The sequence below is a fragment of the Streptomyces sp. NBC_00335 genome, assembly GCF_036127095.1.
In the GTDB taxonomy this organism is placed as follows: Bacteria; Actinomycetota; Actinomycetes; order Streptomycetales; family Streptomycetaceae; genus Streptomyces.
In genome coordinates, this window is sequence record NZ_CP108006.1 from 5,057,191 (window position 1) to 5,082,282 (window position 25,092).

Annotated in this window: 25 protein-coding genes and 1 tRNA gene; 16 read left to right on the plus strand and 10 right to left on the minus strand. The window is 71.3% G+C overall.

Features of this window, described 5'->3' with window-relative positions; genetic code table 11:
* Positions 1 to 108 precede the first annotated feature (108 nt).
* From pflA to OHA37_RS22900, 8 genes are all read left to right on the plus strand, one after another.
* The gene (gene pflA / locus OHA37_RS22865; RefSeq protein WP_266907990.1) at positions 109 to 936 is read left to right on the plus strand and encodes a pyruvate formate-lyase-activating protein; all 828 of its coding nucleotides are present in this window, start codon (positions 109 to 111) and stop codon (positions 934 to 936) included.
* A gap of 105 nt (positions 937 to 1,041) precedes the next feature.
* Positions 1,042 to 2,136: an MFS transporter gene (locus OHA37_RS22870; protein WP_266907992.1), complete on the plus strand. Its 1,095-nt coding sequence runs from the start codon at positions 1,042 to 1,044 to the stop codon at positions 2,134 to 2,136.
* Entirely contained in the window at positions 2,133 to 4,463 is a 2,331-nt protein-coding gene (locus OHA37_RS22875) for a molybdopterin oxidoreductase family protein (RefSeq protein WP_266907994.1), read from the plus strand. The genes OHA37_RS22870 and OHA37_RS22875 overlap by 4 nt, the downstream gene beginning before the upstream one ends.
* A 6-nt stretch (positions 4,464 to 4,469) precedes the next feature.
* The gene (locus OHA37_RS22880; RefSeq protein ID WP_243335392.1) at positions 4,470 to 5,069 is read left to right on the plus strand and encodes a 4Fe-4S dicluster domain-containing protein; all 600 of its coding nucleotides are present in this window, start codon (positions 4,470 to 4,472) and stop codon (positions 5,067 to 5,069) included.
* The gene (locus tag OHA37_RS22885; protein ID WP_266907996.1) at positions 5,066 to 5,749 is read left to right on the plus strand and encodes a QcrA and Rieske domain-containing protein; all 684 of its coding nucleotides are present in this window, start codon (positions 5,066 to 5,068) and stop codon (positions 5,747 to 5,749) included. Before OHA37_RS22880 ends, OHA37_RS22885 begins: the two co-directional genes overlap by 4 nt.
* Positions 5,746 to 6,114, plus strand: coding sequence for a DUF6755 family protein (locus OHA37_RS22890; RefSeq protein WP_266907998.1), 369 nt, complete (start codon positions 5,746 to 5,748; stop codon positions 6,112 to 6,114). The genes OHA37_RS22885 and OHA37_RS22890 overlap by 4 nt, the downstream gene beginning before the upstream one ends.
* Before the next feature lie 2 nt (positions 6,115 to 6,116).
* Positions 6,117 to 7,544 (plus strand): NarK family nitrate/nitrite MFS transporter, encoded by a 1,428-nt coding sequence (locus OHA37_RS22895; RefSeq protein WP_266908000.1) that lies wholly within the window; start codon positions 6,117 to 6,119, stop codon positions 7,542 to 7,544.
* Between the two features lie 37 nt (positions 7,545 to 7,581).
* Positions 7,582 to 7,818 carry a hypothetical protein gene (locus OHA37_RS22900; RefSeq protein ID WP_266908002.1) on the plus strand — a complete coding sequence of 79 codons (237 nt, stop codon included), beginning with the start codon at positions 7,582 to 7,584 and terminating at the stop codon, positions 7,816 to 7,818.
* Positions 7,819 to 7,831: 13 nt separating this feature from the next.
* On the opposite strand, the gene mscL is transcribed toward OHA37_RS22900, so the two are convergent.
* From mscL to OHA37_RS22935, 7 genes are all read right to left on the minus strand, one after another.
* Positions 7,832 to 8,335, minus strand: a complete 504-nt coding sequence (gene mscL / locus OHA37_RS22905; RefSeq protein WP_266908004.1) for a large conductance mechanosensitive channel protein MscL — start codon at positions 8,333 to 8,335, stop codon at positions 7,832 to 7,834.
* Between the two features lie 120 nt (positions 8,336 to 8,455).
* On the minus strand, positions 8,456 to 9,031 hold the full coding sequence (locus OHA37_RS22910; protein WP_266908006.1) for a hypothetical protein: 576 nt from the start codon (positions 9,029 to 9,031) through the stop codon (positions 8,456 to 8,458).
* Between the two features lie 144 nt (positions 9,032 to 9,175).
* Positions 9,176 to 9,871 carry an orotidine-5'-phosphate decarboxylase gene (pyrF, locus tag OHA37_RS22915; protein WP_266908008.1) on the minus strand — a complete coding sequence of 232 codons (696 nt, stop codon included), beginning with the start codon at positions 9,869 to 9,871 and terminating at the stop codon, positions 9,176 to 9,178.
* A gap of 20 nt (positions 9,872 to 9,891) precedes the next feature.
* A complete protein-coding gene (locus OHA37_RS22920; protein ID WP_266908010.1) occupies positions 9,892 to 10,725 on the minus strand; it encodes an S-methyl-5'-thioadenosine phosphorylase in 834 nt (277 codons plus the stop codon).
* 98 nt (positions 10,726 to 10,823) lie between these two features.
* Positions 10,824 to 11,141, minus strand: a complete 318-nt coding sequence (locus tag OHA37_RS22925; RefSeq protein ID WP_266908012.1) for an FmdB family zinc ribbon protein — start codon at positions 11,139 to 11,141, stop codon at positions 10,824 to 10,826.
* Between the two features lie 67 nt (positions 11,142 to 11,208).
* Complete coding sequence (locus OHA37_RS22930; RefSeq protein WP_266908014.1) at positions 11,209 to 12,549, minus strand: MFS transporter; 1,341 nt, start codon at positions 12,547 to 12,549, stop codon at positions 11,209 to 11,211.
* 365 nt (positions 12,550 to 12,914) lie between these two features.
* Positions 12,915 to 14,477, minus strand: coding sequence for a potassium/proton antiporter (locus OHA37_RS22935; RefSeq protein WP_266908016.1), 1,563 nt, complete (start codon positions 14,475 to 14,477; stop codon positions 12,915 to 12,917).
* A 340-nt stretch (positions 14,478 to 14,817) separates the two neighbouring features.
* On the opposite strand from OHA37_RS22935, the gene OHA37_RS22940 reads away from it, so the two are divergent.
* Positions 14,818 to 17,661 carry a penicillin acylase family protein gene (locus OHA37_RS22940; RefSeq protein ID WP_266908018.1) on the plus strand — a complete coding sequence of 948 codons (2,844 nt, stop codon included), beginning with the start codon at positions 14,818 to 14,820 and terminating at the stop codon, positions 17,659 to 17,661.
* A gap of 16 nt (positions 17,662 to 17,677) precedes the next feature.
* Here the strand turns inward: OHA37_RS22940 and OHA37_RS22945 are convergent, their stop codons facing one another.
* A complete protein-coding gene (locus tag OHA37_RS22945) occupies positions 17,678 to 18,289 on the minus strand; it encodes a 5-formyltetrahydrofolate cyclo-ligase (RefSeq protein WP_266908020.1) in 612 nt (203 codons plus the stop codon).
* 92 nt (positions 18,290 to 18,381) lie between these two features.
* On the opposite strand from OHA37_RS22945, the gene galU reads away from it, so the two are divergent.
* The 7 genes from galU to OHA37_RS22980 all read left to right on the plus strand — a co-directional run bounded on the left by galU (position 18,382) and on the right by OHA37_RS22980 (position 23,769).
* Positions 18,382 to 19,284: a UTP--glucose-1-phosphate uridylyltransferase GalU gene (galU, locus tag OHA37_RS22950; protein ID WP_266908022.1), complete on the plus strand. Its 903-nt coding sequence runs from the start codon at positions 18,382 to 18,384 to the stop codon at positions 19,282 to 19,284.
* Between the two features lie 4 nt (positions 19,285 to 19,288).
* A complete protein-coding gene (glp, locus tag OHA37_RS22955; RefSeq protein WP_266908024.1) occupies positions 19,289 to 20,632 on the plus strand; it encodes a molybdotransferase-like divisome protein Glp in 1,344 nt (447 codons plus the stop codon).
* 73 nt (positions 20,633 to 20,705) lie between these two features.
* Entirely contained in the window at positions 20,706 to 21,209 is a 504-nt protein-coding gene (moaC, locus tag OHA37_RS22960; protein WP_266908026.1) for a cyclic pyranopterin monophosphate synthase MoaC, read from the plus strand.
* 62 nt (positions 21,210 to 21,271) lie between these two features.
* Positions 21,272 to 21,796, plus strand: coding sequence for a MogA/MoaB family molybdenum cofactor biosynthesis protein (locus OHA37_RS22965; protein WP_266913002.1), 525 nt, complete (start codon positions 21,272 to 21,274; stop codon positions 21,794 to 21,796).
* 17 nt (positions 21,797 to 21,813) lie between these two features.
* On the plus strand, positions 21,814 to 22,434 hold the full coding sequence (locus OHA37_RS22970) for a GNAT family N-acetyltransferase (protein ID WP_266908028.1): 621 nt from the start codon (positions 21,814 to 21,816) through the stop codon (positions 22,432 to 22,434).
* A gap of 157 nt (positions 22,435 to 22,591) precedes the next feature.
* The gene (gene sepX, locus OHA37_RS22975) at positions 22,592 to 23,617 is read left to right on the plus strand and encodes a divisome protein SepX/GlpR (RefSeq protein WP_266908030.1); all 1,026 of its coding nucleotides are present in this window, start codon (positions 22,592 to 22,594) and stop codon (positions 23,615 to 23,617) included.
* 78 nt (positions 23,618 to 23,695) lie between these two features.
* Positions 23,696 to 23,769, plus strand: a tRNA-Ala gene (locus tag OHA37_RS22980).
* A gap of 84 nt (positions 23,770 to 23,853) precedes the next feature.
* Here the strand turns inward: OHA37_RS22980 and OHA37_RS22985 are convergent.
* Positions 23,854 to 24,405, minus strand: coding sequence for a TIGR04222 domain-containing membrane protein (locus OHA37_RS22985; protein WP_266908032.1), 552 nt, complete (start codon positions 24,403 to 24,405; stop codon positions 23,854 to 23,856).
* A gap of 162 nt (positions 24,406 to 24,567) precedes the next feature.
* Positions 24,568 to 25,071 carry a GNAT family N-acetyltransferase gene (locus tag OHA37_RS22990; protein WP_266908034.1) on the minus strand — a complete coding sequence of 168 codons (504 nt, stop codon included), beginning with the start codon at positions 25,069 to 25,071 and terminating at the stop codon, positions 24,568 to 24,570.
* Positions 25,072 to 25,092: the final 21 nt, after the last annotated feature.

Consider the following 25,092-nt stretch of genomic DNA (forward strand, 5'->3'; position numbering starts at 1 on the left):
CCTCGGAGAGACCCACGAGCACGCGCGGCCCGGGGCCGGCCCTCGCCCGGCCCCGGGACCGCGCGTCACCAGATCAGCCCACGGAATCTGGAAGCTGGAGCACCTGCCATGACCGTCCTCTTCGGTACGAGCCTCCCCGTCGGCCACGCCAACGCGATCAGCGTGAGCGCCGGCCAGACGCCCGCCGCCGCCGCGACGCAGCGGCCGAGCGAGGGCACGGTGCATTCCTGGGACCTGTCCACCGGGGTCGACGGCCCCGGGACCCGGTTCGTCACCTTCCTGTCCGGCTGCCCGCTGACCTGCCTGTACTGCCACAACCCCGACACCATGCGGATGCGCAACGGCAAGCGCACCTCGGCCGACGACGTCATCGCCGAGGCCCGCAAGTACACCAAGTTCATCTCCGCCTCCGGCGGCGGCGCCACCATCTCCGGCGGCGAGCCGCTGCTCCAGCCCGTCTTCGCGGGCGAACTGCTGCACCGGATGAAGAACGACCTCGGACTGCACACCGCCCTGGACACCTCCGGCTTCCTCGGGGCCCGCGCCACCGACGCGCTGCTGCGCGACGTGGACCTGGTGCTCCTCGACATCAAGTCCTGGGACCGCGAGACGTACAAGAAGGTGACCAGCCGCCCGCTGGAGCCGACCCTGGACTTCGCCCGCCGCCTCGCCGACCTCGGCAAGGAGGTGCACCTGCGGTTCGTGCTGGTGCCGGGACTGACCGACGCCACGGAGAACGTCGAGGGCGTCGCCGCCTTCGCCGCCACCCTCGGCAACGTCTCGCGGGTCGACGTACTGCCCTTCCACAAGCTCGGCGAGAGCAAGTGGGAGGCGCTCGACATGAAGTTCACCCTCCACGACACGCCGTCGCCGAGCGCCGCACAGGTCGCCGAGGCGAAGGCGATCTTCGCCGCGCAGGGACTGAACGCGGTCTGAGCGGTGCGGGCCCGCGCGCGGGCCCGCCCGAGTCATCACTCGAACGGCGCACCCGTAAGCTCCATATAACGGGCCGAATCGGTACAGACCACCTAGCGTGGTGCTGTGTCCGAGCCCTCAGATGTCATCGACGCCGCGCCGCCTCCACCGGCGCCCGAGACCCCGCCGCCGGCCGGGCGGTCCGTCACCGCACGGGCCACCCTGGCCGGCACCGTCGTCTCGCTCCTGCTCATCGTCGCGATCGTGCTCGGCAGCAGGCTGCTGCGGGACTTCGACTCGGCCCTGCTGCCCTACGCCGTCGCCACCGTCTTCCTGGCCTTCGGCGTGGCCTACCGGTACACCGTGTGGGTCTCGGCCCCCGGCGCGCGCCGCCTGTTCAAAAAGGGCTTCGGCAGCTTCTTCTCGGCCGACAACTTCCGCAAGGCGCCCACCGCCGTGCCGAAGATGATCGCCACCTACCTGGGCTTCCAGAAGTTCCTCGGCGCCCGCTCGCGCCCCCGCTGGATCGCCCACCAGCTGATGTTCTGGGGCTGCCTGCTCGCCGCGGCGATCACCTTCCCGCTGACCTGGGGCTGGTTCACCTTCACCGGCGACAGCGCGACGGGCCCCGGGTACGAGATGCGGATCTGGGGCATCAAGGTCCTCGGCTTCAACTCGCTGAACATCCTGGGCTGGCTGATGTTCCACGGCCTGGACATCGCCGCCGTCCTCGTCATCCCCGGCGCCTCGTACTTCCTGTACCGGCGGATGAAGGACCGCGGAGCCATGACCGGCCAGCGCTTCGCCTACGACCTGCTGCCGCTGATCTGCCTGATCGTCATCTCCGTGACCGGTCTGCTGCTGACCTTCTCCTCGATCTTCCTGCACGGCGGCGGATACGAGTTCCTCGCGATCCTGCACATGGTGTCGGTGGTGTTCACCCTCATCTACATCCCGTTCGGGAAGTTCTTCCACATCGTCCAGCGCCCGGCCGCCGTCGGCATGCAGCTCTTCAAGTACACGGCCCGCCAGGACGAGCAGGTCTTCCTCTGCAAGCGCTGCGAGGAGCCCATCGACACCGCGCCCTACGTGGAGAACCTGCGCGGCACGATGAAGGACCTGAAGCTCGACTTCGACGCCTGGGCCGAGTACTGCCCGCGCTGCAAGCGGGTCCTGCGCGGCAACGCCTACCTGACCCATGTGAAGAAGGGCTTCAAGTGACCGCGACCGACCCCGCCAAGGCCGCGTCCCGGCCCGTGAGCATTTCCATCGACCCCTCCATCGCCCCGCCCGGCACCCGCAACTTCCGCGACGCCGGCGGCATCCCCGCCGACAAGTGGCACGCCGACCAGAACGGCGAGACCCTCGTCCCCACCCACTGCTGCTTCTGCGGGGTGCAGTGCGGGATGTACCTGCGCGTGGACAAGGGCGGCAAGGTCTTCGGCGTGGAGCCCCGCAACCACGACATCAACCGGATGCGGCTGTGCCCCAAGGGCATCAACGCCTACCAGCAGGTCAACCACCCCGACCGGCTGACCGCCCCGCTGATGCGGCGCTCCCGGGACGAGGAGTTCAAGGAGTGCTCCTGGGACGAGGCCCTGGACTTCACCGTCTCGGAGATCCGGCGCATCCAGGAGGCCCACGGCAACGACGCCTTCGGGCTGCTGGGCGGAGCCAGCCTGTTCTCCGAGAAGACCTACCTGGTCGGCAAGTTCGCCCGGGTCGCCCTGAAGACCAAGCACGTCGACTACAACGGCCGCCTGTGCATGGTCAGCGCCGCCGGAGCCAACAAGCTGGCCTTCGGCATCGACCGGGCCGGCAACCCCTTCTCCGACATCCTCCTCACCGACTGCCTGCTCATCGCCGGGTCGAACGTGGGGGAGTGCTTCCCCGTGATGACCCAGTACCTGTGGGGCGCACGGGACCGCGGCGCCTCGCTCATCGTGATCGACCCGCGCGAGACGGCCATCGCCCGCACCGCCGACATCCACGTCGCGATCAAGCCCGGCACCGACTCGGCCTTCTTCAACGCCGTGCTGAACGTGGTCATCTCCGAAGGCCTCACCGACGAGGCCTACATCGCGGCGAACACCACCGGCTGGGACGAGGTCAAGAAGACCGTCGCCGAGTACCCGCCCTCCCGCTCCGCGGAGATCTGCGGGGTACCGGCCTCGCAGATCGTCCAGGTGGCACGCGTCTTCGCCGGTGCGGACAAGGCCATGGCCTGGCACGCCCGGGGCATCGAGCACCACTCCCAGGGCGTCGAGAACTGCCTGTCCGTCATCAACCTGTGCGTGGCCACCGGACACATCGGCAAGCCCGGAGCCGGCTACGGCACCATCACCGGCCAGGGCAACGGCCAGGGCGGTCGCGAGCACGGCCAGAAGTCCGACCTGCTGCCCGGCGGCCGCTCCATCACCAACCCGGAGCACCGCAAGCAGATCTGCCAGATCTGGGGCATCGAGGAGTCCGAACTCCCCGGCGCCGGCACCTCCATGATGGAGATGGTCTGGCAGATGCAGCGGCGGGAGATCCGCGGGCTCATCGGCATCTGCAACAACCCCTTCGTCTCCCTCCCCAACTACGCGGTGGTCAAGGACGGCTACGACACCGCCGAGTTCCACGCCCAGTTCGACTTCTTCCTCTCCGAGACCGCGGCCAACGCCCACGTGGTCTTCCCCGTCACCACCTGGGCCGAGGACGAGGGCGTGATGGCCAACGCCGAGGCCCGCGTGGTCAAGCACAACAAGGCCCAGGAACCCCCCGCCGGGGTGCGGACCGACACCTGGGTCATCTGCGAGCTCGCCCGGCGGCTCGGAGCCGGGAAGCACTTCGACTTCCCCGGCTCCCGCGAGGTGTTCGAGGAGCTGCGCGTCGCCTCCGCCGGCACGGTCAACGACTACTACGGCATCACCTACGAACGCCTCGACGAGACGGGCGGGATCGTCTGGCCCTGCCCCTCCACCGAGCACCCGGGCACCCCCCGGCTGTTCGAGGACGGCCGGACCTACCACCCCGACGGCAAGATCCACATGCAGGTCGTGGAATGGCATCCGCCCATGGACGCCTACACCGAGGAATTCCCCCTCTCCCTCACCACCGGCCGCACCGTCGCGCACTTCCTCTCCGGCAACCAGACCCGCCGCCTGGGCGCCCTCGTCGAGCAGACCCCCCGCCCCTGGGTGGAGGTCCACCCCTCGCACGGCTTCCGCAACGGCGAACCGGTCCGGGTGGTCACCCGGCGCGGCAGCGAGGTGTTCCCGGCCCTGGTCACCGAGGCGATCCGGCCCGACACCGTCTTCATCCCGTACCACTGGCCCGTCCCGACGTCCGCGAACGCCCTGACCATCGACGCCCTCGACCCCCGCTCGAAGATCCCCGAGTACAAGGTCTGCGCCGCCCGGATCGAGGCCGCCGAGCGGGTCGACGAGGTCCCCGCCCCGCCCACCCCGCCGGGGCGCGAGGCCTATCCGGAAGCCCAGGTCTCCCGCACCGACCCCCTGCCCCCCACGTCCCCGCAGGGCCGTGGCACGGCGGAGAGGAGCTGACCCGCCATGATGGGCCGCACGATCTTCATCGACCCGGGTCGCTGCATCGGCTGCCAGGCGTGCGTATCGGCCTGCCGCGAGTGCGATTCGCACCGCGGCAAATCGATGATCCACCTGGACTACACCGAACCCGGCATGTCCGTCGCCTCCCTCCCCAGCGTCTGCATGCACTGCGAGGACCCGGTCGCACCCTGCGCCGAGGTCTGTCCCGCCGACGCGATCCTGGTGACCGCCGACGGGGTGGTCCAGCAGGCCGACACCACCCGCTGCATCGGCTGCTCCAACTGCGTCAACGCCTGCCCCTTCGGCATCCCGAAGATCGACCTCCAGGCGAAGCTGCAGATGAAGTGCAACCTCTGCTACGACCGCACCGCCTACGGCCTCGCCCCGATGTGCGCGACCGTCTGCCCGACCGGGGCCCTCTTCTACGGAACCCTCGAAGAGCTCCAGGCGGAGCGCCCCGGCGTGCAGGTCGCCGACTCCTTCGTCTTCGGCGACGTCGTCGTCCAGACCGGCGTGGCCATGGTCGTCCCCGCCGACAAGGTCCAGTGGCCCGTCCCCGGCGGCCTGCCCGTCGTCGAGATCAACGGAAGGGACGTCCGATGAGCGTCACCGAGCAGCCCCCTCCGCACCCAGGGCGTCAGGGCGACGGTCATGCGGACGGCGGGGCGGCCGCCGACGCCGCGATCGAGCAGCTGCGCGACCGGATCAGCGCCGATTCCCTGACCACCCGCCGTGATTACCTGCGGATCGTCGCCACCGTCTCCGGAGGCCTGGCCATCGGCGGTGTCGGCGTGGCCGCCGGCATCCTGCACCGGCACGGCGACAACGAGGGCCTGCCCGATCCGAAGAAGGTCGCCGACCTGCTGCCCCCCGGCCAGTCCGTGGCCTTCAGGTTCCCGGGCGAGGAGGACCGGGCCCTGGCCGTGCGCCTCGGGGACGGCTCCCTCGTGGGCTACTCCGCCGTCTGCACCCACCTGGCCTGCGGGGTGCTGTGGCGCGAGGACCGGGGCCCCGACGGGGAGCTGTACTGCCCCTGCCACGAGGGTGTCTTCGACGCCCGCACCGGCGAGGTGACGGCCGGTCCGCCGCCGCGCCCGCTGCCGAAGATCTACCTGACCGAGCAGGCCGACGGCAGTGTCTGGGCCGTGGCCACCGCACGGTCGGGAGAGCCGGCCAAGGACGCGCTCTGCCGGCAGTTCGGCGACTCCCACCCGGCCGAGTCCGCCCGCCTGGGCTGCCCCGGCTCGGCCCGGGCGAGCACCACCGAGAGGAGGCCCACATGAGCGAGACACCGCTGCCGCCCCGCCCGGAGTACCACCCGGGCAGCGACCAGCCCCGGCTCAACCGCCCGGTGCGCGAGCGGTACCCGCAGATCCGCTCCACCAGCGGGTACGGGGACCCCCGGGTCCGGAGCACGGGCCCGGGACCGGGAGCCGGCACCGAGCAGGAGCCCGAGCGCTCCTCACGGCTCAACGCGCGCCTCACCCTGGCCCTCACGGTCGTGATCGGCCAGCTCTGGGCACTCACCGTGACCGTCAACGAGTGGATGAAGGGAAACACCGGAACGGCCTGGTGGGGAGCGGGATTCCTGATCCTGTCCTTCCTCGTCGTGATCGGACTGTGGCTCCTCGACCCGAAGGACCGATGACCATGTCGATACCCACGCCGACTCCGCCGGCGCCCCGCAGCCACCGCGCCGAGAGCTACAAGCCCGGCGCCACCATCGCCGACTGGCGGCCCGAGGACGAGGGTTTCTGGCAGTCCAAGGGCCACCGGGTCGCCCAGCGCAACCTCTGGGTCTCGATCCCGGCCCTGATGCTCGGCTTCGTGGTCTGGCAGGTCTGGTCGGTGACCGTGGTCAGGCTGAACGACGTCGGCTTCGGTTTCTCGAAGTCGCAGCTGTTCTGGCTGACCGCCATCCCCGGCATCACCGGCGGCACCTTCCGGATCCTCTACACCTTCATCGGGCCGATGTTCGGCGAGCGGAAGTTCACCGCCTTCAGCACGATCATCCTGATCGCGCCGATGCTGTGGCTGGGCTTCGCGCTCCAGGACACCGGTACGCCGTACTGGGAGCTGGCCCTGATTGCGGCCGTGTGCGGCATCGGCGGCGCGAACTTCGCCTCCTCGATGGCGAGCATCGGCTTCTTCTTCCCCAAGCGGGAGAAGGGCAGCGCCAACGGCCTCAACGGCGGGCTCGGCAACCTCGGTGTGAGCGTGGTCCAGCTGGTCGCCCCGCTGGTGGTCACCGCCGCCGTGCTGGGTGCCCCCGCCGGCGGCCCGCAGCGCGACGCGAAGAAGAACACCGACGTCTGGCTGCAGAACGGCGCCTTCCTCTGGGTGCCGCTGCTGGTCATCATGGCCCTGGCCGCCTGGTTCCTGATGAACGACCTGAAGGTGGCCGCGGCCCCCTTCAGCCAGCAGAAGATCATCTTCAAGCGCAAGCACAACTGGCTGATGACCTGGCTCTACGTCGGCACCTTCGGGTCCTTCATCGGCTTCGCGGCCGCCCTGCCGCTGCTGATCAAGAACAACTTCGAGGGGCAGGGCTACCAGGCCACCACCTACGCCTGGATCGGCCCGTTCATCGGGGCCCTCACGCGCTGGGGCGGCGGCTGGCTCTCGGACAAGATCGGCGGAGCCAGGGTCACGATCCTGTCCTTCGTCGGCATGGCGGCGGCCCTCGTCGTGGTCATCTTCGCGCTTCCGGCCGGAGGCCAGGAGGGCAACTTCTGGCCCTTCTACATCGGCTTCCTGGTGGCCTTCGCCTTCTCCGGCCTGGGCAACGGCTCGACCTTCCGGCAGATCCCGGTGATCTTCCGGGACCACCACATGAAGCAGGCCGAGGGCAAGGGTCCCGAGGCGCAGGCCGCGGCGCTGAAGCAGTCGGAGATGGAGTCGGGAGCCGTCACCGGCTTCTCCTCGGCCATCGCCGCCTACGGCTTCTTCTTCATCCCCGCGATGTTCGCGGCCATGGCCGTCACCAACGCACTGTGGATCTTCATCGGCTTCTACGCCACGTGCCTGGTGGTCTGCTACTGGTTCTACGCCCGCAAGGGCGCCGAGGCTCCCAGCTGAGCGGGGCCGGTGGCGGGGGCGGCCGTACCCTGGAGGCATGAGCGACGCCCCCGCCACCGACCCGCACGCCCCGAAGTCCGCACGGCCGGAGCCCGCGGCCGAGTCCCAGCCGCAGCCGAAGGACCGGCCCAAGCCGCGGCTGGACTTCGGAGACCCGCTGGACCAGCAGTCCTCGGACGACACCGACCGGGGCTGGGGCGAGCGGCCGCCCGCCGGCGGAAGCGCGGCCGACCTGGCCCGCTTCCTCGACGAGAAGCCCCCGCACCACGTCTGACCGCGGAGCCCGCCTAGAGCCGGGGGCTCGGGGCGTCGGGGTGGACGTTCCCGCCACCCGCGCCGCGCTGGGCGATCAGCTCGTCGCGGATCTCCTTGAGGACCACCAGCTCGGTGATCTCCATGGTCTCCTGGACGCCTTCCTTGGCCTTGCGGCGCGCCTCCTGCCGGGCGAGGTACTTCGACATCGGCAGCACCATGAGGAAGTACACGACCGCGGCGGTGATCAGGAAGGTCAGCGCGGCGTTGAGCACGGAGCCCCAGAGGAGCTCCACGCCCGTCGGCTTGCCGTCCGTGCCGACCCCGCAGGGTTCCTTGATGCAGGTCTTGTAGGCGTCCAGACTCTGCGTGCCGACGAGGCCGATCACCGGGCTGATGAGGCCCTTCACGACAGAATTCACGATGTTCGTGAACGCGGCGCCGATGACCACGGCCACCGCCAGGTCGACCACGTTGCCGCGCATCAGGAAGGCCTTGAAGCCTTCCAGCACGCTCACCTTCTTCTTCTCGCTCACCACTGAGCCTTTCTTCGTATCTGCCGAACATGGAGCCAACGGTTCCGAAAGCTACGGCAGTTTGGGTCATGGGTGTCCAATCGACCCTCCCCCCACGGTGACTTGTCCGCACGTTCGTACGATTCAACACAACGTCACCGCCAGTCGGGAAACGGTCCCCGCCCCCACGAGAGCCCGCGCGGTGTCCCGGGGAACGGACAGCACCACCAGCGCCCCGCCGTCCCCAACGCCCGGCTCCGGAGCGGGTACTTCGGCGACCCGGGCCCCCGCCGCCACCACCCGGGGCGGCCCGCCGCGCTCCGAGGCGACCACGTCCACCCGGTCCCCGGGCCGCAGCAGCCGCACCGTCGCCGCGTCCGCGATGCGCACCGGCGCCGACACCAGCCGCACCGCCGCCGGAGGCGGCTGCGCCGCGGGCGGTGCGGAGCCCCGCGAGGCCCGCGCCTCGGTGCCGCCCACCGCCAGTACGGCCGCCACGACGGCCAGCCCGGCCGCCGCCCCGCGCCGCCGGCGCCGCACCGCCCTGCGCAGCCGGTCCCCGGCCCGCCCCACGCGGAGCGGGGCGAAGAGGGGAACGGAGCGCGCGGGGGGACACGGAGCGGAAGAGGGGTGCCGGGGGACGGGGGAGGCGCGCACCGGGGTGTGCGTATGGGGTGAGGAGAGGGAGGAGAGGGAAGGGACGCGGGAGTTCGCGGTCATGACGGCCACCACCTGAGGGAGTGTTCCGGGGTCCGGAGCCCGGACCCAGCGCCCGGACGTCCCTCACGATCCGCCGTCCCGCCGGATCCCGCTCGGCCCTGTGGAGGATCCCCAGCTTGTGGATATCCCTCTCGCCCGCAGGAGTTACCGCCCCACCGCGATCCTCCGAAGCGCCGCCACCGGATCCGCGGCCCGGGTCACCGACCGCCCCACCACGACGTGCGAGGCCCCGGCCGCGAAGGCGGCCCACGGGGTGTCGGCGCGGGCGTGCCCGCCCGGCTCCCCGCCCGGCAGCGTCACCCCCGGCGTGACGATCAGCCGGTCCGGCCCCAGGAGCTTGCGCAGCGCCCCGGCCTCCCGGGGCGATCCGACGACCCCGTCGCAGCCGGCCTCCGCCGCCAGCCGGGCCAGCCGCAGCACCTGTTCGTCGGTTCCCGTGCCGATCCCGATGTCGGCGAGGTCGCTCCCGCTCATGCTCGTGACCACCGTCAGCGCCAGCACCCGTAGCCCGGGGAACTCCCGCGCCGCGTCCACGGCGGCCGCCATGATGCCCGTACCGCCCATGGAGTGCACGGTCACCACGGACACGCCCAGCGCGCCCGCGGCGCGCACGGCGCCGGCCACGGAGTTCGGGATCTCGAAGAGCTTCAGGTCGAGGAAGACCTCGTGGCCCTGCCCGACGAGCCCGCGGACGAGGTCGGGCCCGGCGGCGGTCAGCAGCTCCAGCCCGACCTTGTAGAACCCGCAGGCGCCACCGAGGCGTGCCACCAGGGCCTCGGCGGCGTCGAGGTCGCCGAAGTCGAGGGCGACGATGATCCGGGGGTCGGCGGTGTCGTTCACCCCGCCAGTGTGAGGGGCGGCTACGGCAGCTCGATGCCCAGGTCCCAGCCGTCGTGGGCGTGGGTGCACAGGCAGGCGCGGGACCCGGTCGGGGGCAGGGCGGCCACGGCGTCGAAGAGGACCTCGCGCAGGCGCCCGACGTTCTCGCCGAAGACCTTGAGGACCTCCGTGTGGGAGACCCCTTCGCCCGTCTCCGCGCCCGCGTCCAGGTCCGTGACCAGCGCCATCGAGGTGTAGCAGAGCCCCAGCTCGCGCGCGAGGACCGCCTCGGGGTGGCCCGTCATGCCGACCACCGACCAGCCGGCCGCGGCGTGCCAGCGGGACTCGGCGCGCGTGGAGAAGCGGGGCCCCTCGATGACGACCATGGTGCCGCCGTCGACCGGCTCCCACTCGCGCCCGCGCGCCGCGGCCAGCGCCACGGAGCGGCCCACCGGGCAGTACGGGTCGGCGAAGGTGGTGTGCACGACGTTGGGGACGGAGCCGTCCGGGAGCGGCTCGCCGTCGAAGAAGGTCTGGGCGCGGGACTTCGTACGGTCGACCAGCTGGTCGGGGACGAGCAGGGTGCCCGGGCCGTACTCGGAGCGCAGGCCGCCCACCGCGCAGGGACCGAGCACCTGGCGGACGCCCACGGAACGCAGCGCCCACAGGTTGGCCCGGTAGTTGATCTTGTGCGGCGGCACGGTGTGGCTGCGGCCGTGCCGGGGCAGGAAGGCCACGGTCCGGCCGGCGAGCTCGCCGAGGTAGAGGGAGTCGCTGGGGGGCCCGTAAGGCGTCTCCACCTGGATCTCGGAGACGTCCTCCAGGAAGGAGTAGAAGCCCGATCCGCCGATGACACCGATCTCTGCATTCACCATGCGGACCACCCTAACGGGGCACGCCCGAGGCCCCGCTGTCCCATGGGGACGGCAGGGCCTCGGATGAAGCTATGCAGCTGGTGAAGCCTTGGAGCGCGTCAGGCGGCCGACGAGCTCGACGACGACGAGGAGGTCGAGGTCGAGGACGACGAAGCCGTCGAGGACGAGGACGACGAAGCGGCCGGGGCGGTGGCCGGCGTCGACGCGGGCTTCGAGGCAGGGGTGCTGCTCGACGAAGCGCCGCGGCTGTCGTTCCGGTAGAAACCGGATCCCTTGAAGACGATGCCGACCGCGGAGAACACCTTCTTCAGGCGTCCGTCACAGCTCGGGCACACGGTCAGCGCGTCATCGGTGAACTTCTGCACGGCCTCAAGGCCCTCACCGCACTCGGTGCACTGGTACTGGTAGGTCGGCACGAATTTCCTCCTGGCACTCTCACTCAATGAGTGCTAACGACGCTCCATGGTGACGTATTCCGGCGGATCAGTCCACCGTCACCGGCACGCGGTGACCCAGACCACGCTCGTTCACGCCCGCGGCGGGTGCCGCGGAGGTGGCCGAGGCGGCCGGCTTGGACGAGCTGACGATCCGACTCGGGGCCTTCGGGGCCAGCTTCGCACGCAGGGCCAGCAGGATGGCCAGAGCGAGCGCGGTGGCCACCATCGGCACGAGGAACCCGTACGAGGACCCGTGCGCGTCCGTCAGGCGGCCGGCCAGGGTCACGGCGCCGGCCTGCCCGAAGGCGACGCCGCCGGTGAGCCAGGTGAAGGCCTCGGTCCGCGAGGTGGCCGGGATCAGCTTCTCGATCATGGTGTAGCCGGTGATCAGCGCGGGGGCGATGCACAGGCCGACGACCAGGCCGAGCGCGCCGAGCAGGATCATCGAGTTCGCGGCCCACAGGACCGAGGCGGCCGCGGTGAGGCCGATGTAGCCGAGGATCAGGCGGCGGCGCGGGCCGATCTTCCAGGCGATCGCGCCGCAGGCGATGCCGGCGATCATGTTGCCCGCGGCGAAGACGCCGTAGAGCAGACCGTTGGCGCCCGGGTTGCCGATCTCCTCGGAGAAGGCGGCGAGCGAGACCTGCATGCCGCCGAAGACGGCGCCGATGCCGATGAAGGCGACGATCAGGACGCGCAGTCCGTGGAAGGACAGGGCCGGAGCGTGCTTCTCACCGTGCGCCGGGCGGGCGACGGGCTTGGGCTGCGTGGCGCGCTGGGCGGCGAAGAGCAGGCCGCCGATCAGGGTCAGCGCGGCCTCGGTGACCAGGCCGGCCGCCGGGTTGATGCCGGTGCACAGCGCGGTGGCGAGCACCGGGCCGACGACGAAGGTGAACTCGTCGGTGACGGACTCGAACGCGGCGGCCGTCGGCAGCAGCGGGGAGCCTTCGAGCTTGGCCGCCCAGCGGGACCGGACCATGGGTCCGACCTGCGGGACGGATGCACCGGCGGGGACGGCCGCCAGTGCGAGCGCCCAGACGGGCGCGCCCAGCAGCGCGAACGCCACCAGGGAGCTGACGGCGGTGGCGTGCACGAGGGCCACCGGGACCAGGACGGCGCTCTGGCCGTGGCGGTCGATGAGCTTGCCCATGACCGGGGCGAACACGGCCATGGAGATACCGGTGAAGGCGGCGACGATGCCGGCGCTGCCGTAGGAACCGGTGGTGTGCTGGACGAGCAGCAGGATGCTGATCGTCAGCATGCCGAAGGGGAGTCGCGCGGCGAATCCCGGGAGAACGAAGCCGAGGGCGCCGGGCGTGCGCAGGAGCTGCCCGTAGCCGGGTCGGCTGGACTTGGCGGACTTGTCGGTCGTGACCGCGGATGTCACGGCCTGGCCTTTCCGCTGCCTGGTAGAACTCCCCGTCTGCGGACGATGCGGCGCCTTGTGAGCGATCGCACCCGTACATGTGGGAGACCCGAGAGCTGTCCTCTTGCGCAAAACCGAGTGATACCTGGGCGCCCACTGCGGGAGGGTGCCACGGCCGCTTTGCGGTCGCGCCAGCTCTGCGTCAGGCAGAGTTGGTTCGATGTGTTGTTCCTTAATCGTACAGGCAGATCGACCGATACGCCCTGTGATTCGGGCGACAGGGCGTATCTTCACCTGCGATTAACTGGAACTTCGCATTCAGACCCCACGTAAACAGGGGTGAATCCGGGCAAAAGTCGTCGAAAATGCAGAATTAGAGCGCCGCTCTAACCCTTCCCGGAGCGCTTGCCAGGGCCCTTGCCGGTGCTCTTGCCCGTGCCCTTGCCGGTGCTTTTGGCCTTCCCGGCCGCGCCCACGGCGCCGTCCCCGCCGGTCCCCAGCCAGCCCGCCAGCTTGCCGCCCCGGGCCACCGCCCGCAGCCGCGCCTCCGCCGCGTCCCGCACCGGGTCCGTGGCCACCACCAGCAGCTCGTCCCCGCGCCGCAGCACGGTCGACGGCGCCGGTACGAAGCTGCGCGCGTCCCGTACGACCAGCGTGACGGAAGCCCCGGGCGGCAGCCGAAGCTCGCTCACCTCGACGCCGTGCATCCGCGAGGCGGGCGGGATCGCGAAGGACAGCAGGTGTCCGCGCAGCTTTTCCAGCGGCGCCGACTCGATCCCCAGGTCGGAGGCGGCCTCGTCGTTGTTGCCCAGCTTCAGCTTGCGCGCGAGCCAGGGCAGGGTCGGGCCCTGGACCAGGGTGTAGACGACGACCAGGACGAAGACGATGTTGAAGACCCGCTCGCTGCCCTCGATCCCGGACACCATGGGGATGGTCGCCAGGATGATGGGCACGGCCCCGCGCAGGCCCGCCCAGGACATGAGCGCCTGCTCCTGCCAGGGCAGCCGGAAGGGCAGCAGCGAGACGAAGACCTCCAGCGGCCGGGCCACCATCGTCAGCACCAGCCCGATGATCACCGCCGGCCAGAAGTCGTGGACCAGCTCGTGCGGGGTGACCAGCAGGCCGAGCAGGACGAACATGCCGATCTGGGCGATCCATCCGAGCCCGTCCGCGAAACCCCGGGTGGCGGGCCAGTGGGGGAGCTTCGCGTTCCCGAGCACCATCGCCGCCAGGTACACCGCGAGGAAGCCGGAGCCGTGGGCCATCGCGCCGGCCGCGTACGCGGTGATCGCGATGGCCATCACGGCGATCGGGTAGAGGCCCGAGGCGGGCAGTGCCACGTGCCGCAGCCCGTACGAGCCCAGGAAGCCCACGGCCAGGCCGATGGCGACGCCGATCGCCAGTTCCAGCGCGATCTTGCCGAGGAGGACGTACCACTGGTCGACCGGCCCGACGGTCGCGAAGGCCACGACCAGGATGACCACGGGGGCGTCGTTGAAGCCGGACTCGGCCTCCAGCACACCCGTGATCCGGGAGGGGAGCGGGACCTTGCGCAGGACCGAGAAGACGGCCGCCGCGTCGGTCGAGGAGACGACCGCGCCGATCAGCAGGGCTTGCCGCCATTCGAGGCCGACCAGGTAGTGCGCGCCCGCCGCGGTCACGCTCACGCTGACGGCGACGCCGACCAGCGACAGCACGATCGCGGCCGGCAGGGCCGGCTTGATCTCTTTCCACTTCGTACCCAGACCGCCCTCGGCGAGGATCACCACGAGGGCCGCATAGCCGATCACCTGGGTCAGCTCGGCGTTGTCGAATACGACGTTGCCGATGCCGTCCTGGCCTATCGCGATGCCTATGCCGAGGTAAATGAGCAGGCTGGGGAGTCCGCTGCGCGAAGAGACGCGCACCGCCGCCACGGCGACGAGCAGCACGAGCGAGCAGACCAGCATGAGCTCATTGAGCGTGTGGACAGTCAGCGGGCGGCCCTTTCCTCGATGTGCCAGGCGACGGCGGAACGGCGGACGTCGGACTGACGGATCGTTCCGGCGCGAGCACGGTCGGCAAGTACTTCGTTACCTTACCTAATCTTTGGCTCGCCCTTTACTCATTAGCCACATTGTGAAACGGCTGCGGGGCCCTGTCCTCATGACCCCTCGTCACGAGCCGCGGCAGGGGGCGGGGCAGGGGGGCGGACCACGAGCCCGACCCCTGGCGGATCACCCCGGGCGGTCCTGCGCCTATGGTTGCTCCCAGCACTCCCAGGACCACCCTGCCCCTCTAAGGACAGCGATGCCCGCCAACGAAACCGCCCCTTCCGTCAAGAAGAAGGGACGACGCGCCCGTCTGATCGTGCTCGTCCTGGTACTGGCGCTCTTCGCTGGCCTCGGGTACGGGGCGTACTGGAGCGTGGACAGCGTGCGGGCCTCGTTCCCGCAGACCACCGGCTCCCTCAAGGTGCCCGGCCTGACCGGGACCGTCGACGTCAAGCGCGACGCCAACGGAATCCCCCAGCTGTACGCCGACTCCGACGAGGACCTCTTCCGCGCGCAGGGCTTCGTCCACGCGCAGGACCGGTTCTGGGAGATGGACGTACGCCGCCACATGACCTCCGGGCGGCTCTCCGAGATGTTCGGCGCCGGCCAGGTCGAGACGGACGCCTTCCTGCGCACGCTCGGCTGGCGCCAGGTCGCGCAGCAGGAGTACGACACCAAGCTGGCGCCCGAAACGAAGAAGTACCTCCAGGCCTACGCCGACGGGGTCAACGCGTACCTGAAGGGGAAGTCCGGCAAGGACCTCTCCGTCGAGCACGCCGCCCTCAAGCTCAGCGACGCCTACGCGCCCGAGCAGTGGACCCCGGTCGACTCGGTGGCCTGGCTCAAGGCGATGGCCTGGGACCTGCGCGGCAACATGCAGGACGAGATCGACCGCGCGCTGATGACGGGCAAGCTCTCGCAGGCGCAGATCGACGAGCTCTACCCGCCGTACCCCTTCGACCGGAACCGTCCGATCGTCGAGGGCGGCACCGTCAAGGGCGGGAAGTACGCCCCCGCGGCCGGTCCCGGCTCCGGCAGCCCCGTGAGCTCCGGCGGGCGCGGAAGCACCACCGGCTCCCAGGTCTCCACCCAGACCGCCGGCGAGACCGGCCTGGCCGGCAACGCCACCGCCCAGGGCGCCACCGTGGGCCTGCGCACCTCGCTGAGCGCGCTGGCCGACACCCTCGACACGATCCCCGCGATCCTCGGCCCCGCCGGCAGCGGCATCGGCTCGAACTCCTGGGTCGTGGCGGGCAGGTACACGACCACCGGCAAGCCGCTGCTCGCGAACGACCCGCACCTCTCGCCGCAGCTGCCCTCGGTCTGGTACCAGATGGGCCTGCACTGCCGGGCGGCCTCGGCCTCGTGCAAGTACGACGTGGCCGGCTACACCTTCTCCGGCATGCCGGGCGTGATCATCGGCCACAACGCCGACATCGCCTGGGGCATGACCAACCTCGGCGCCGACGTGACCGACCTCTTCCTGGAGCAGGTCAAGCCCGAGGGCTACGTCTACGACAACAAGGTGCTCCCCTTCGCCACCCGCGAAGAGGTCATCAAGATCGCCGGCGGCGGTGAGAAGAAGATCACCGTCCGGTCCACCAACAACGGCCCGCTGATCTCCGACCGCAGCGACGAGATCTCCACGGTCGGCGCCCGCGCCCCCGTGAGCAGCGCCGCCCCGGACCGCGGCAACGGCTACGGGGTCTCCCTGCGGTGGACCGCGCTGGACCCCGGCAAGTCGATGGACGCCGTCTTCTCGATCAACCGGGCCAAGAACTTCCAGGAGTTCCGTGCGGCGGCCCGCGACTTCGAGGTCCCCTCGCAGAACCTGATCTACGCGGACAACAAGGGGGCCACGGGCAACATCGGCTACCAGGCCCCCGGCCGCATCCCGATCCGCGGCGCCGGCGCGGACGGCAGGATGCCGACCCCGGGCTGGGACTCCAAGTACGCCTGGAAGGGCGGCAAGGACGGCAGCGCCGGCTACGTCCCGCAGGACGAGATGCCGTGGGTGTACAACCCCGACCGCGGCTTCATCGTGACCGCCAACCAGGCCGTCACCGAGAGCGGCACCGGCGCGGGCAAGTACCCGTACCTGCTGACCACCGACTGGGGCTACGGCGCCCGCAGTCAGCGGATCAACGACCTCATCGAGGCGAAGATCAAGGACAGCGGGAAGATCTCCACCGACGACATGCGCACCATGCAGATGGACAACAGCAGCGAGATCGCCGCGCTGCTGACCCCGATGCTGGCCAAGATCAACGTCTCGGACCCCGACGTCCGCTCCGCGCAGAAGCTGCTGGAGGGCTGGAACTACACCCAGGAGCCCGACTCGGCGGCCGCCGCGTACTTCAACGCGGTCTGGCGCAACATCCTCAAGCTGGCCTTCGGCGACAAGATGCCCAAGGAGCTGCGGGTCGAGGGCAGTTGCATGAACGTCCCCGAGCAGACCACCGGACCGGCCGACGACCTCGCCAAGATGGTCCGCGAATGCGGTGAGCGCGCCTCCGACTCGGCGCAGCCGGACGGCGGGGACCGCTGGTTCGAGGTGGTGCGCCGCCTGGTCAAGGACGAGGACTCGCAGTGGTGGAAGTCGCCCGCCGTGGGCCGCACCGTGGCCGCCACCACCAACCGCGACCAGCTCTTCGCGCGGGCCATGAAGGACGCCCGCTGGGAGCTGACCGCCAAGCTCGGCAAGGACCAGTCGACCTGGAGCTGGGGCCGGATGCACCAGCTGATGCTGAAGAACCAGACGATCGGCACCGAGGGCCCCGGCTACCTCCAGTGGCTCCTCAACCGCGGCCCCTGGAACCTGGGCGGCGGCGAGGCCACCGTCAACGCGACCGGCTGGAACGCCTCCAGCGGGTACGGGGTCACCTGGGTGCCCTCGATGCGGATGGTCGTGAACCTCGCCGACTTCGACAAGTCCCGCTGGATCAACCTGACGGGCGCCTCGGGGCACGCGTACCACGACCACTACACGGACCAGACGAAGCTGTGGGCCGACGGCGAACTGCTGGACTGGCCCTTCGGGAAGGACGCCGTGGGCAAGGCCACGGTCGACACCCTGACCCTCCAGCCCGAGGGTTCGTGAGCCGGGTCCAGGCCGGCTAGGCGCCGAAGCGGAGCACCCCCGACGGGGTGGCCACCGCTCGTACGGGGTGGTCGTGCGGTTCCTCCGGGACCCGCGCGACCACCTCGTCGTCGTAGAGCAGCACGACCAGCGCGGGATGCGCCCCGGCGCGCTCCAGCCGCTCCAGCACCCGGTCGTACGAGCCTCCGCCCCGGCCGAGCCGCATCCCCCGCCGGTCCACGGCCAGTCCGGGCAGCAGTACGGCGTCGGCGCCGGTCACCGCGTCCGGGCCGAGGCGGGGACCGGTGGGCTCCAGGAGCCGCATCTTCCCCGGGTGCGCGGCCTCGGCCAGGCTCCAGGGGCCTTCGTACGCGGCCCAGTCGAGGTCGTTGTCGGGCAGCAGGACGGGCAGCAGCACGCGGATGCCTGCCGCCCGGAGGGCGTCGAGCAGCTCGCGGGTGCCGGGTTCGGAGCCGATGGAGACGTAGGCGGCCACGGTGCGGGCGGCGGCGAGTTCGGGCAGTTCCAGGGCGGAGCGGGAGAGGGCTCGGGCCGCGGTGCGCAGGGTGTCGGCGGACAGGGTGCGGCGGGCCGCGAGGAGTTCGCGGCGCAGGTCCGCCTTGGCCGTCGACGGCTGGTTCTCTGTCACGGTTGGCTCGTATCCCTTTCTATGGGGGTAAACCTGATCATGTTCATCTGAATCTCACGTGGCCCTCATCGCGAACCACTATCGTTCCGCCCATGACTCAGTTGCACCCCGTGATCAAAAAGGCTGTCATCCCGGCCGCGGGCCTCGGCACTCGGTTCCTTCCCGCTACCAAGGCGACGCCCAAGGAAATGCTCCCTGTGGTGGACAAGCCGGCCATCCAGTACGTCGTCGAGGAGGCGGTCTCGGCCGGCCTCGACGACATTCTCATGATCACGGGCCGTAACAAGCGTGCTCTCGAAGACCACTTCGACCGCAACTACGAGCTGGAGTCGGCGCTCATCGCCAAGGGCGACGACGACAAGCTCAAGAAGGTCCAGGAATCCAGCGACCTGGCGACCATGCACTACGTCCGCCAGGGCGACCCCCGGGGCCTCGGCCACGCCGTGCTGTGCGCCGAGCCGCACGTGGGCGACGAACCCTTCGCCGTCCTCCTCGGCGACGACCTCATCGACCCCCGCGATCCGCTGCTGCGCCGGATGACGGAGATCCAGCAGAGGTCCGGCGGCACCGTCGTCGCGCTGATGGAGGTCGACCCCTCCCAGGTGCACCTGTACGGCTGCGCCGCCGTCGAGCCCACCGACGAGTCGGACGTGGTCCGCATCACCGGTCTGGTGGAGAAGCCGGACGCCGCGGACGCGCCCAGCAATTACGCGGTCATCGGACGATACGTCCTCGATCCGGCGATCTTCGGCATACTGCGTGAGACCGAGCCGGGCCGCGGCGGTGAGATCCAGCTGACCGACGCCCTGCAGAAGCTGGCCGCCGACGAGACCGTCGGGGGCCCGGTGCACGGCGTGGTCTTCCGGGGCCGCCGCTACGACACCGGGGACCGCGGGGACTACCTGCGGGCCATCGTCCGACTCGCGTGCGAGCGTGAGGACCTGGGCCCGGAGTTCCGCACCTGGCTTCACCATTACGTCACGGAGGAGATGTAGGAACTTGAGCAAGCCCGACGCACCGCAGGACGGCCACTCCCAGCGCCTCTGGTCGGTGGACGAGCACCTGGCGGACGTCCTCGGTACGGTCCGGCCGCTGGAGCCCATCGAGCTCCAGCTGCTGGACGCCCAGGGCTGCGTCCTCGTCGAGGACGTCACCGTGCCCGTCGCCCTGCCGCCCTTCGACAACAGCTCGATGGACGGGTACGCCGTCCGGACCGCCGATGTCCAGGGCGCCAGCGAGGAGTTCCCCGCGGTGCTGACGGTCATCGGGGACGTGGCGGCCGGCGACGGCGAGCTGCCGACCGTGGGCCCCGGCCAGGCCGCCCGCATCATGACCGGCGCCCCGCTGCCCCCCGGCGCGGAAGCCGTCGTACCGGTCGAGTGGACCGACGGCGGCACGGGCGGCGGCGCCGCCACCGGAATGACCCCCGCCAGCGAGTCGCCCGAGGGCGCCGCCGGCGAGGTACGGGTCCACCGGCCCGCCGAGGCACGCGCGCACGTCCGCGCCCGCGGCAGCGACGTACAGGCCGGTGACCTCGCGCTCGCCGCGGGCACCGTCCTCGGGCCGCCGCAGATCGCCCTGCTGGCCGCCATCGGGCGGGGCACCGTACGGGTGCGTCCGCGCCCGCGCGTGGTCGTCCTGTCCACCGGCAGTGAACTGGTCCAGCCCGGCGAGGCCCTCACGGCCGGCACGATCTACGACTCCAACAGCTTCGCCCTGGCCGCCGCGGCGCGGGACGCCGGGGCCATCGCCTACCGGGTCGGAGCCGTCGCCGACGACGCCGACACCCTGCGCTCCACCATCGAGGACCAACTCATCCGGGCCGACCTGCTGGTCACCACCGGAGGGGTCAGCGTCGGCGCGTACGACGTGGTCAAGGAGGCCCTCACGGCCGTCTCCACGGGCGATGACGAGGTCGACGGCGCCGGCATCGACTTCCGCAAGCTCGCCATGCAGCCCGGCAAGCCCCAGGGCTTCGGCACCATCGGCCCCGACCACACCCCGCTGCTGGCCCTGCCCGGAAACCCGGTCTCCTCCTACGTCTCCTTCGAGCTGTTCGTGCGCCCCGCGATCCGAGCCCTCATGGGCCTGCCCGCCTCCGAGGTCAGCCGCCCGAGCGTGCGCGCGGTGCTCGAGGCGGACAAGGCGATCGGCTCCCCGGCGGGTCGCCGGCAGTTCCTGCGCGGCAAGTACGACGCGGAGTCCGGCACGGTCAGCCCGGTCGGCGGAGCGGGCTCGCACCTGATCGCCGCGCTGGCGCACGCCGACTCGCTGATGGTCGTACCGGAGGACGTCACCTCGGTGGAGCCCGGGGCCGAGCTGGAAGTGGTCCTGCTCGGCTGAGGTCCGGCGGATGCGGGTAGCGTGTTGCACCACACAGGCCCTTGCGGGGCCCGGACGGGAGCGGCACGCAGATATGAGTACGCAGAGCAGCGCCGGCGGCCCCGCCGGCACCAGGCTGACGCACATCGACGAGGCCGGCGCGGCCCGGATGGTCGACGTCTCGGCGAAGGACGTCACCACCCGGACGGCGCGGGCCAGCGGCCGCGTGCTCGTCTCTCCCCGGGTCATCGAACTGCTGCGGGGCGAGGGCGTGCCCAAGGGCGACGCCCTCGCCACCGCGCGGATCGCCGGGATCATGGGGGCGAAGAAGACCCCCGACCTGATCCCGCTGTGCCACCCGCTGGCCGTCTCCGGGGTGAAGGTGGACCTGAAGGTCACCGACGACGCCGTCGAGATCCTCGCCACCGTCAAGACCGCCGACCGTACGGGCGTCGAGATGGAGGCGCTGACCGCCGTCGCGGTCGCCGGGCTCACCGTCATCGACATGGTCAAGGCCGTCGACAAGGGCGCGGTCATCACCGACGTGCGGGTCGAGGAGAAGACGGGCGGCAAGTCCGGCGACTGGGCGCGCTCGTGAACGCCCCGCGCGGCGGCGAGGTCCACAGCCACGCCCACGCCCCTGCCCGGGAGGCGGACCCGGTGACGGCGGGAGCCCCCGTGCCGCGCGCACTGGTGGTCACGGCCTCGAACCGTGCCTCGCAGGGCGTGTACGCGGACAAGGGCGGCCCGGTGCTCGCCGAGGGCCTGCGCGCGCTCGGCTTCGCGGTGGACGGCCCGCGCGTGGTCCCCGACGGCGACCCCGTGGAGGCGGCCCTGCGCGAGGGCGTGGCCGCCGGGTACGACGTCATCCTGACCACCGGCGGCACCGGCATCTCGCCGACCGACCGGACCCCCGACGCCACCGCCCGGGTACTGGACTACGAGATCCCGGGCATCCCGCAGGCCATCCGGGCCGAGTCCCTGGCGAAGGTGCCCACCGCGGCCCTGTCCCGGGGCCTGGCGGGCGTCGCCGGACACACCCTGATCGTGAACCTGCCCGGTTCCACGGGCGGGGTCCGCGACGGGATCGCGGTCCTGTCCCGGGTCCTGCTGCACGCCGTCGACCAGATCCGCGGCGGCGACCACCCTCGTCCCGAGGGCAGACCGCCGGGGAGCGCGAGCTGAACGGCCCCACCTGGCCGGTGGTGCTGGCGGACGGCGATGTCACGCTCCGGCCGATAAGGCTGCGGGACCAGGCCGCCTGGCGCGAGGTCAACCGCCGCAACCGCGACTGGCTCCGGCCGTGGGAGGCGACCATTCCGCCGCCCGCGCCCTGGGGGCCGGTGATCCAGCGGCCGACGTACCGCCAGATGGTGCGCCACCTGCGGGCGGAGGCGAACGCGGGGCGCATGCTGCCGTTCGTCATCGAGTACCAGGGCCGCCTGGTGGGCCAGCTGACGGTCGCCGGGATCACCTGGGGCTCGATGTGCGCGGGCCACGTCGGCTACTGGGTGGACCGGGACGTGGCGGGCCGCGGCGTGATGCCGACGGCGGTCGCGCTGGCGGTGGACCACTGCTTCGCCAAGGTCGGGCTGCACCGGATCGAGGTGTGCATCCGGCCGGAGAACGGTCCGAGCCGGCGGGTGGTGGAGAAGCTCGGCTTCCGCGAGGAGGGACTGCGCCCGCGGTACCTGCACATCGACGGGGCCTGGCGCGATCACCTCGTGTACGCGCTGACTACGGAGGAAGTGCGCGAGGGGCTGTTGCACCGCTGGCACCGCGAACGTCATCCGCACGGTCCCGACACGCCGCCCGGACAATAGGAATCCGATATCTGTTCGAATTCCTTCGCTCAATGACCGATTCGCCCATAACCTGATCCGAAGAATCACAAAAAAAGTCCGTGATATCAGCGAGATCGTGCGACACGCCGTCCCAATTGGCGGATCCGCCCGGCCGCGCCCCTCTACGGTGTGGGGTGTGAGCAGCAGCGGCCTCATCTACGCAGTCATTGTCGGGGCCTGGGCCGCCTACTTGGTGCCCATGTGGCTCCGGAGGCAGGACGAGCTGAACGAAGCCCGTCCGACGGAACGCTTCTCCACCGCCATCCGGCTGCTTTCCGGCCGGGCGGGAATGGAGCGCCGTTACGCCAAGGGACTGCGTGAGCGCGGTGACGAGGAGGCGCAGCCCCAGCCCCCCGCGGACCCGGACGCCGCGACGGAAACGGTGAAACCCGTGGACGCCGCCGACGCCCGGGCGGTCGTCGTGCCCCCGCCGACCCGGTCCGAGCCGAGATCGGCCGCCTCCGAGCGGGCCGACCGCGCGGAGCGGGCCCGCCGCGAGCAGCGCCTGGTCGTCCTGGCCCGCCGCCGGCGCACCACCGCGCTGCTCTTCCTGATCTTCACCCTCGGCGCGGTGTCCGCCGCCGTCGGCGGACTCCAGTACCTGTGGGCCCCGGCCGTGCCCGCCCTGCTGCTGAGCACGTACATCGTGCACCTGCGGGTCCAGGAGCGACGCCGCTACGAGTTCACGATGGACCGGCGGCGCGCCGAGGCGGCCGCCCGCCACCTGCGCGAGAACCGCCCGCGCCGCCGCCACTCCGAAGATGCCGCCGCGGCCGGCTCCGACCCGGACCCCGCGCCACCCGTCTCCCCGCAGGAGGCCGGCCGGCGCGCCCTGGTCGAGCAGACCGACCACGCGGAGTGGGTGGACCAGCAGCGCGAGCGCGAGCGCGGCCCCGCCCGCGGTGACAGCTGGGAGCCCGTCCCGGTGCCGCTGCCGACGTACGTGACGGCCCCGGTCGCCCCGCGCGCCACCGGTCCGGCCACCCCGGACCCCTGGAGCGCGGCCCGCTCCAGCACGGCCGAGCCGACCGAACCCCGCCTGCGCGCCCAGCCGGCGCCCCCGTCGACCCCGTCGCCGCGGCACCGTCCGCGCGACGCGGCCCGTACCCCCCTCTTCGACCAGTACGAGGGCGACGAGCGCCCGCGCGCCGCGAACGAGTGATCGATGACCTGCGCGGACGCTCCCCGATACCGGTTTTGGAGCACCCGCGAGGGGATGCTAATGTTTCACACGTCGCAAGGGCCTGTGGCGCAGTCTGGTAGCGCACCTCGTTCGCATCGAGGGGGTCTGGGGTTCAAATCCCCACAGGTCCACAAACGACAGTTCACGGGTTGCTCCCGGGAACGTCATGAGATCCCGTCCGGTCGGAAGACCGGGCGGGATTTTTTGCGTTCGGGTCAGGAATCGCTTCCGGAGCCGCCGCCGCCGAAGCCGCTGAAGTCGCCACCGCTGCCGCAGCTTCCGCTGCCGTCGCGGTCCAGGGCCGGGGGGCGGGGCCTGAGGCGGTCCAGGACCGTCGGGGTGCGGGTGCCGGTGATCAGGCCCCGCAGCAGCCGGTCCTCGATGGCGGAGGGGCCCTGGAGGACGTACGCGGGGTGCGCGGCCGCCGACTTGGCCTCGGCGAGCAGCAGGCGGCCGGCGCGGGTGGGGCGGTGGCGGAAGCGGGTGAGGAGACCGAGGGCGCGGAGCCGGCGCCCGATCTCCGCGGTCTCCGGGGCCCCGCGCACGGCCGCGATCGCGGCAGGGACGCCGCGCCCGCGCGAGCAGAACGCCGTGAGCACCGCTTCGACCGGGTGACGGGCGGGCGGTGCGGGCGCGGTCGCGCGGACGCGGGGGCCGGTGATGGTCAGCGCGCCGAGGTCGCGCAGGGCGATCAGCGCGGTTTCGGCGACGCGTTGGGGTCCGCCGGCCAGGTGGGCCAGTTCGTAGACGCTCGGATCCGTGCGCATGGGCCCCCCGTTGGGTCATGGTGACGTCCTCGGCCCAGTGTGGGCGCGGTGCCCGGCGGATGGACCGTGGTGGTGGGGAGTTCAGAGGCAGATCTGAGGTTCCGGGCCGAGCGGGCCGGGCCGGGGGGCCGACCCGAGGGGTCCGGGCCGGGGGGATCCGGATCAGGCTTCCGGGTTCAGGGGCTTCGTCATGCAGCGGCTGGAGTCGTGGAAGCGGTAGTGCCCGAACTTGGCGTCCGTCAGGGTGTAGCCCTCGGAGAGGTAGAGGGCGATGGCCTCCGGCTGCTGGTCGCCGGTTTCCAGGGCCATGCGCACGCGGCCGGCCGCGCGGGCGTCCGCTTCGAGGGCGGCGAGGATGCGGCGGGCCAGGCCCAGGCCGCGGGCCTCGGGGACCACGTACATGCGCTTCAGCTCGGCGTCGCCGTCGGCGTAGCCCTCGTCGTTCGCCTCGTGGCCGCGCCAGCCGCCGCTGGCGATCGGGGTGCCCGAAGCGTCGTAGGCGAGGAGGTAGAGGCCCCTCGGCGGGGCGAACATCGCCGGGTCGAGGAAGGTTTCGTCGCCCTCGCCCTCGTAGCGCTCCTGGTATTCGATCTGCACTTGGTCGTTGAGCTTGACCGCGTCCGGGTCGTCGTACGACACGGCGCGGAGCTGGATCTCCTGAGACATCCGAACAGCCTACGGAACGCT

Coding starts and splice junctions, on each gene's coding strand:
- OHA37_RS22940 (WP_266908018.1), top strand. CDS start 14,818: ATGCCCGCCAACGAAACCGCCCCTTCCGTCAAGAAGAAGGGACGACGC.
- moaC (WP_266908026.1), top strand. CDS start 20,706: ATGAGTACGCAGAGCAGCGCCGGCGGCCCCGCCGGCACCAGGCTGACG.
- OHA37_RS22890 (WP_266907998.1), top strand. CDS start 5,746: ATGAGCGAGACACCGCTGCCGCCCCGCCCGGAGTACCACCCGGGCAGC.
- OHA37_RS22985 (WP_266908032.1), bottom strand. CDS start 24,405: ATGCGCACGGATCCGAGCGTCTACGAACTGGCCCACCTGGCCGGCGGA.
- pflA (WP_266907990.1), top strand. CDS start 109: ATGACCGTCCTCTTCGGTACGAGCCTCCCCGTCGGCCACGCCAACGCG.
- OHA37_RS22900 (WP_266908002.1), top strand. CDS start 7,582: ATGAGCGACGCCCCCGCCACCGACCCGCACGCCCCGAAGTCCGCACGG.
- OHA37_RS22920 (WP_266908010.1), bottom strand. CDS start 10,725: ATGGTGAATGCAGAGATCGGTGTCATCGGCGGATCGGGCTTCTACTCC.
- OHA37_RS22910 (WP_266908006.1), bottom strand. CDS start 9,031: ATGACCGCGAACTCCCGCGTCCCTTCCCTCTCCTCCCTCTCCTCACCC.
- OHA37_RS22885 (WP_266907996.1), top strand. CDS start 5,066: ATGAGCGTCACCGAGCAGCCCCCTCCGCACCCAGGGCGTCAGGGCGAC.
- OHA37_RS22935 (WP_266908016.1), bottom strand. CDS start 14,477: ATGCTGGTCTGCTCGCTCGTGCTGCTCGTCGCCGTGGCGGCGGTGCGC.
- OHA37_RS22895 (WP_266908000.1), top strand. CDS start 6,117: ATGTCGATACCCACGCCGACTCCGCCGGCGCCCCGCAGCCACCGCGCC.
- OHA37_RS22880 (WP_243335392.1), top strand. CDS start 4,470: ATGATGGGCCGCACGATCTTCATCGACCCGGGTCGCTGCATCGGCTGC.
- galU (WP_266908022.1), top strand. CDS start 18,382: ATGACTCAGTTGCACCCCGTGATCAAAAAGGCTGTCATCCCGGCCGCG.
- OHA37_RS22990 (WP_266908034.1), bottom strand. CDS start 25,071: ATGTCTCAGGAGATCCAGCTCCGCGCCGTGTCGTACGACGACCCGGAC.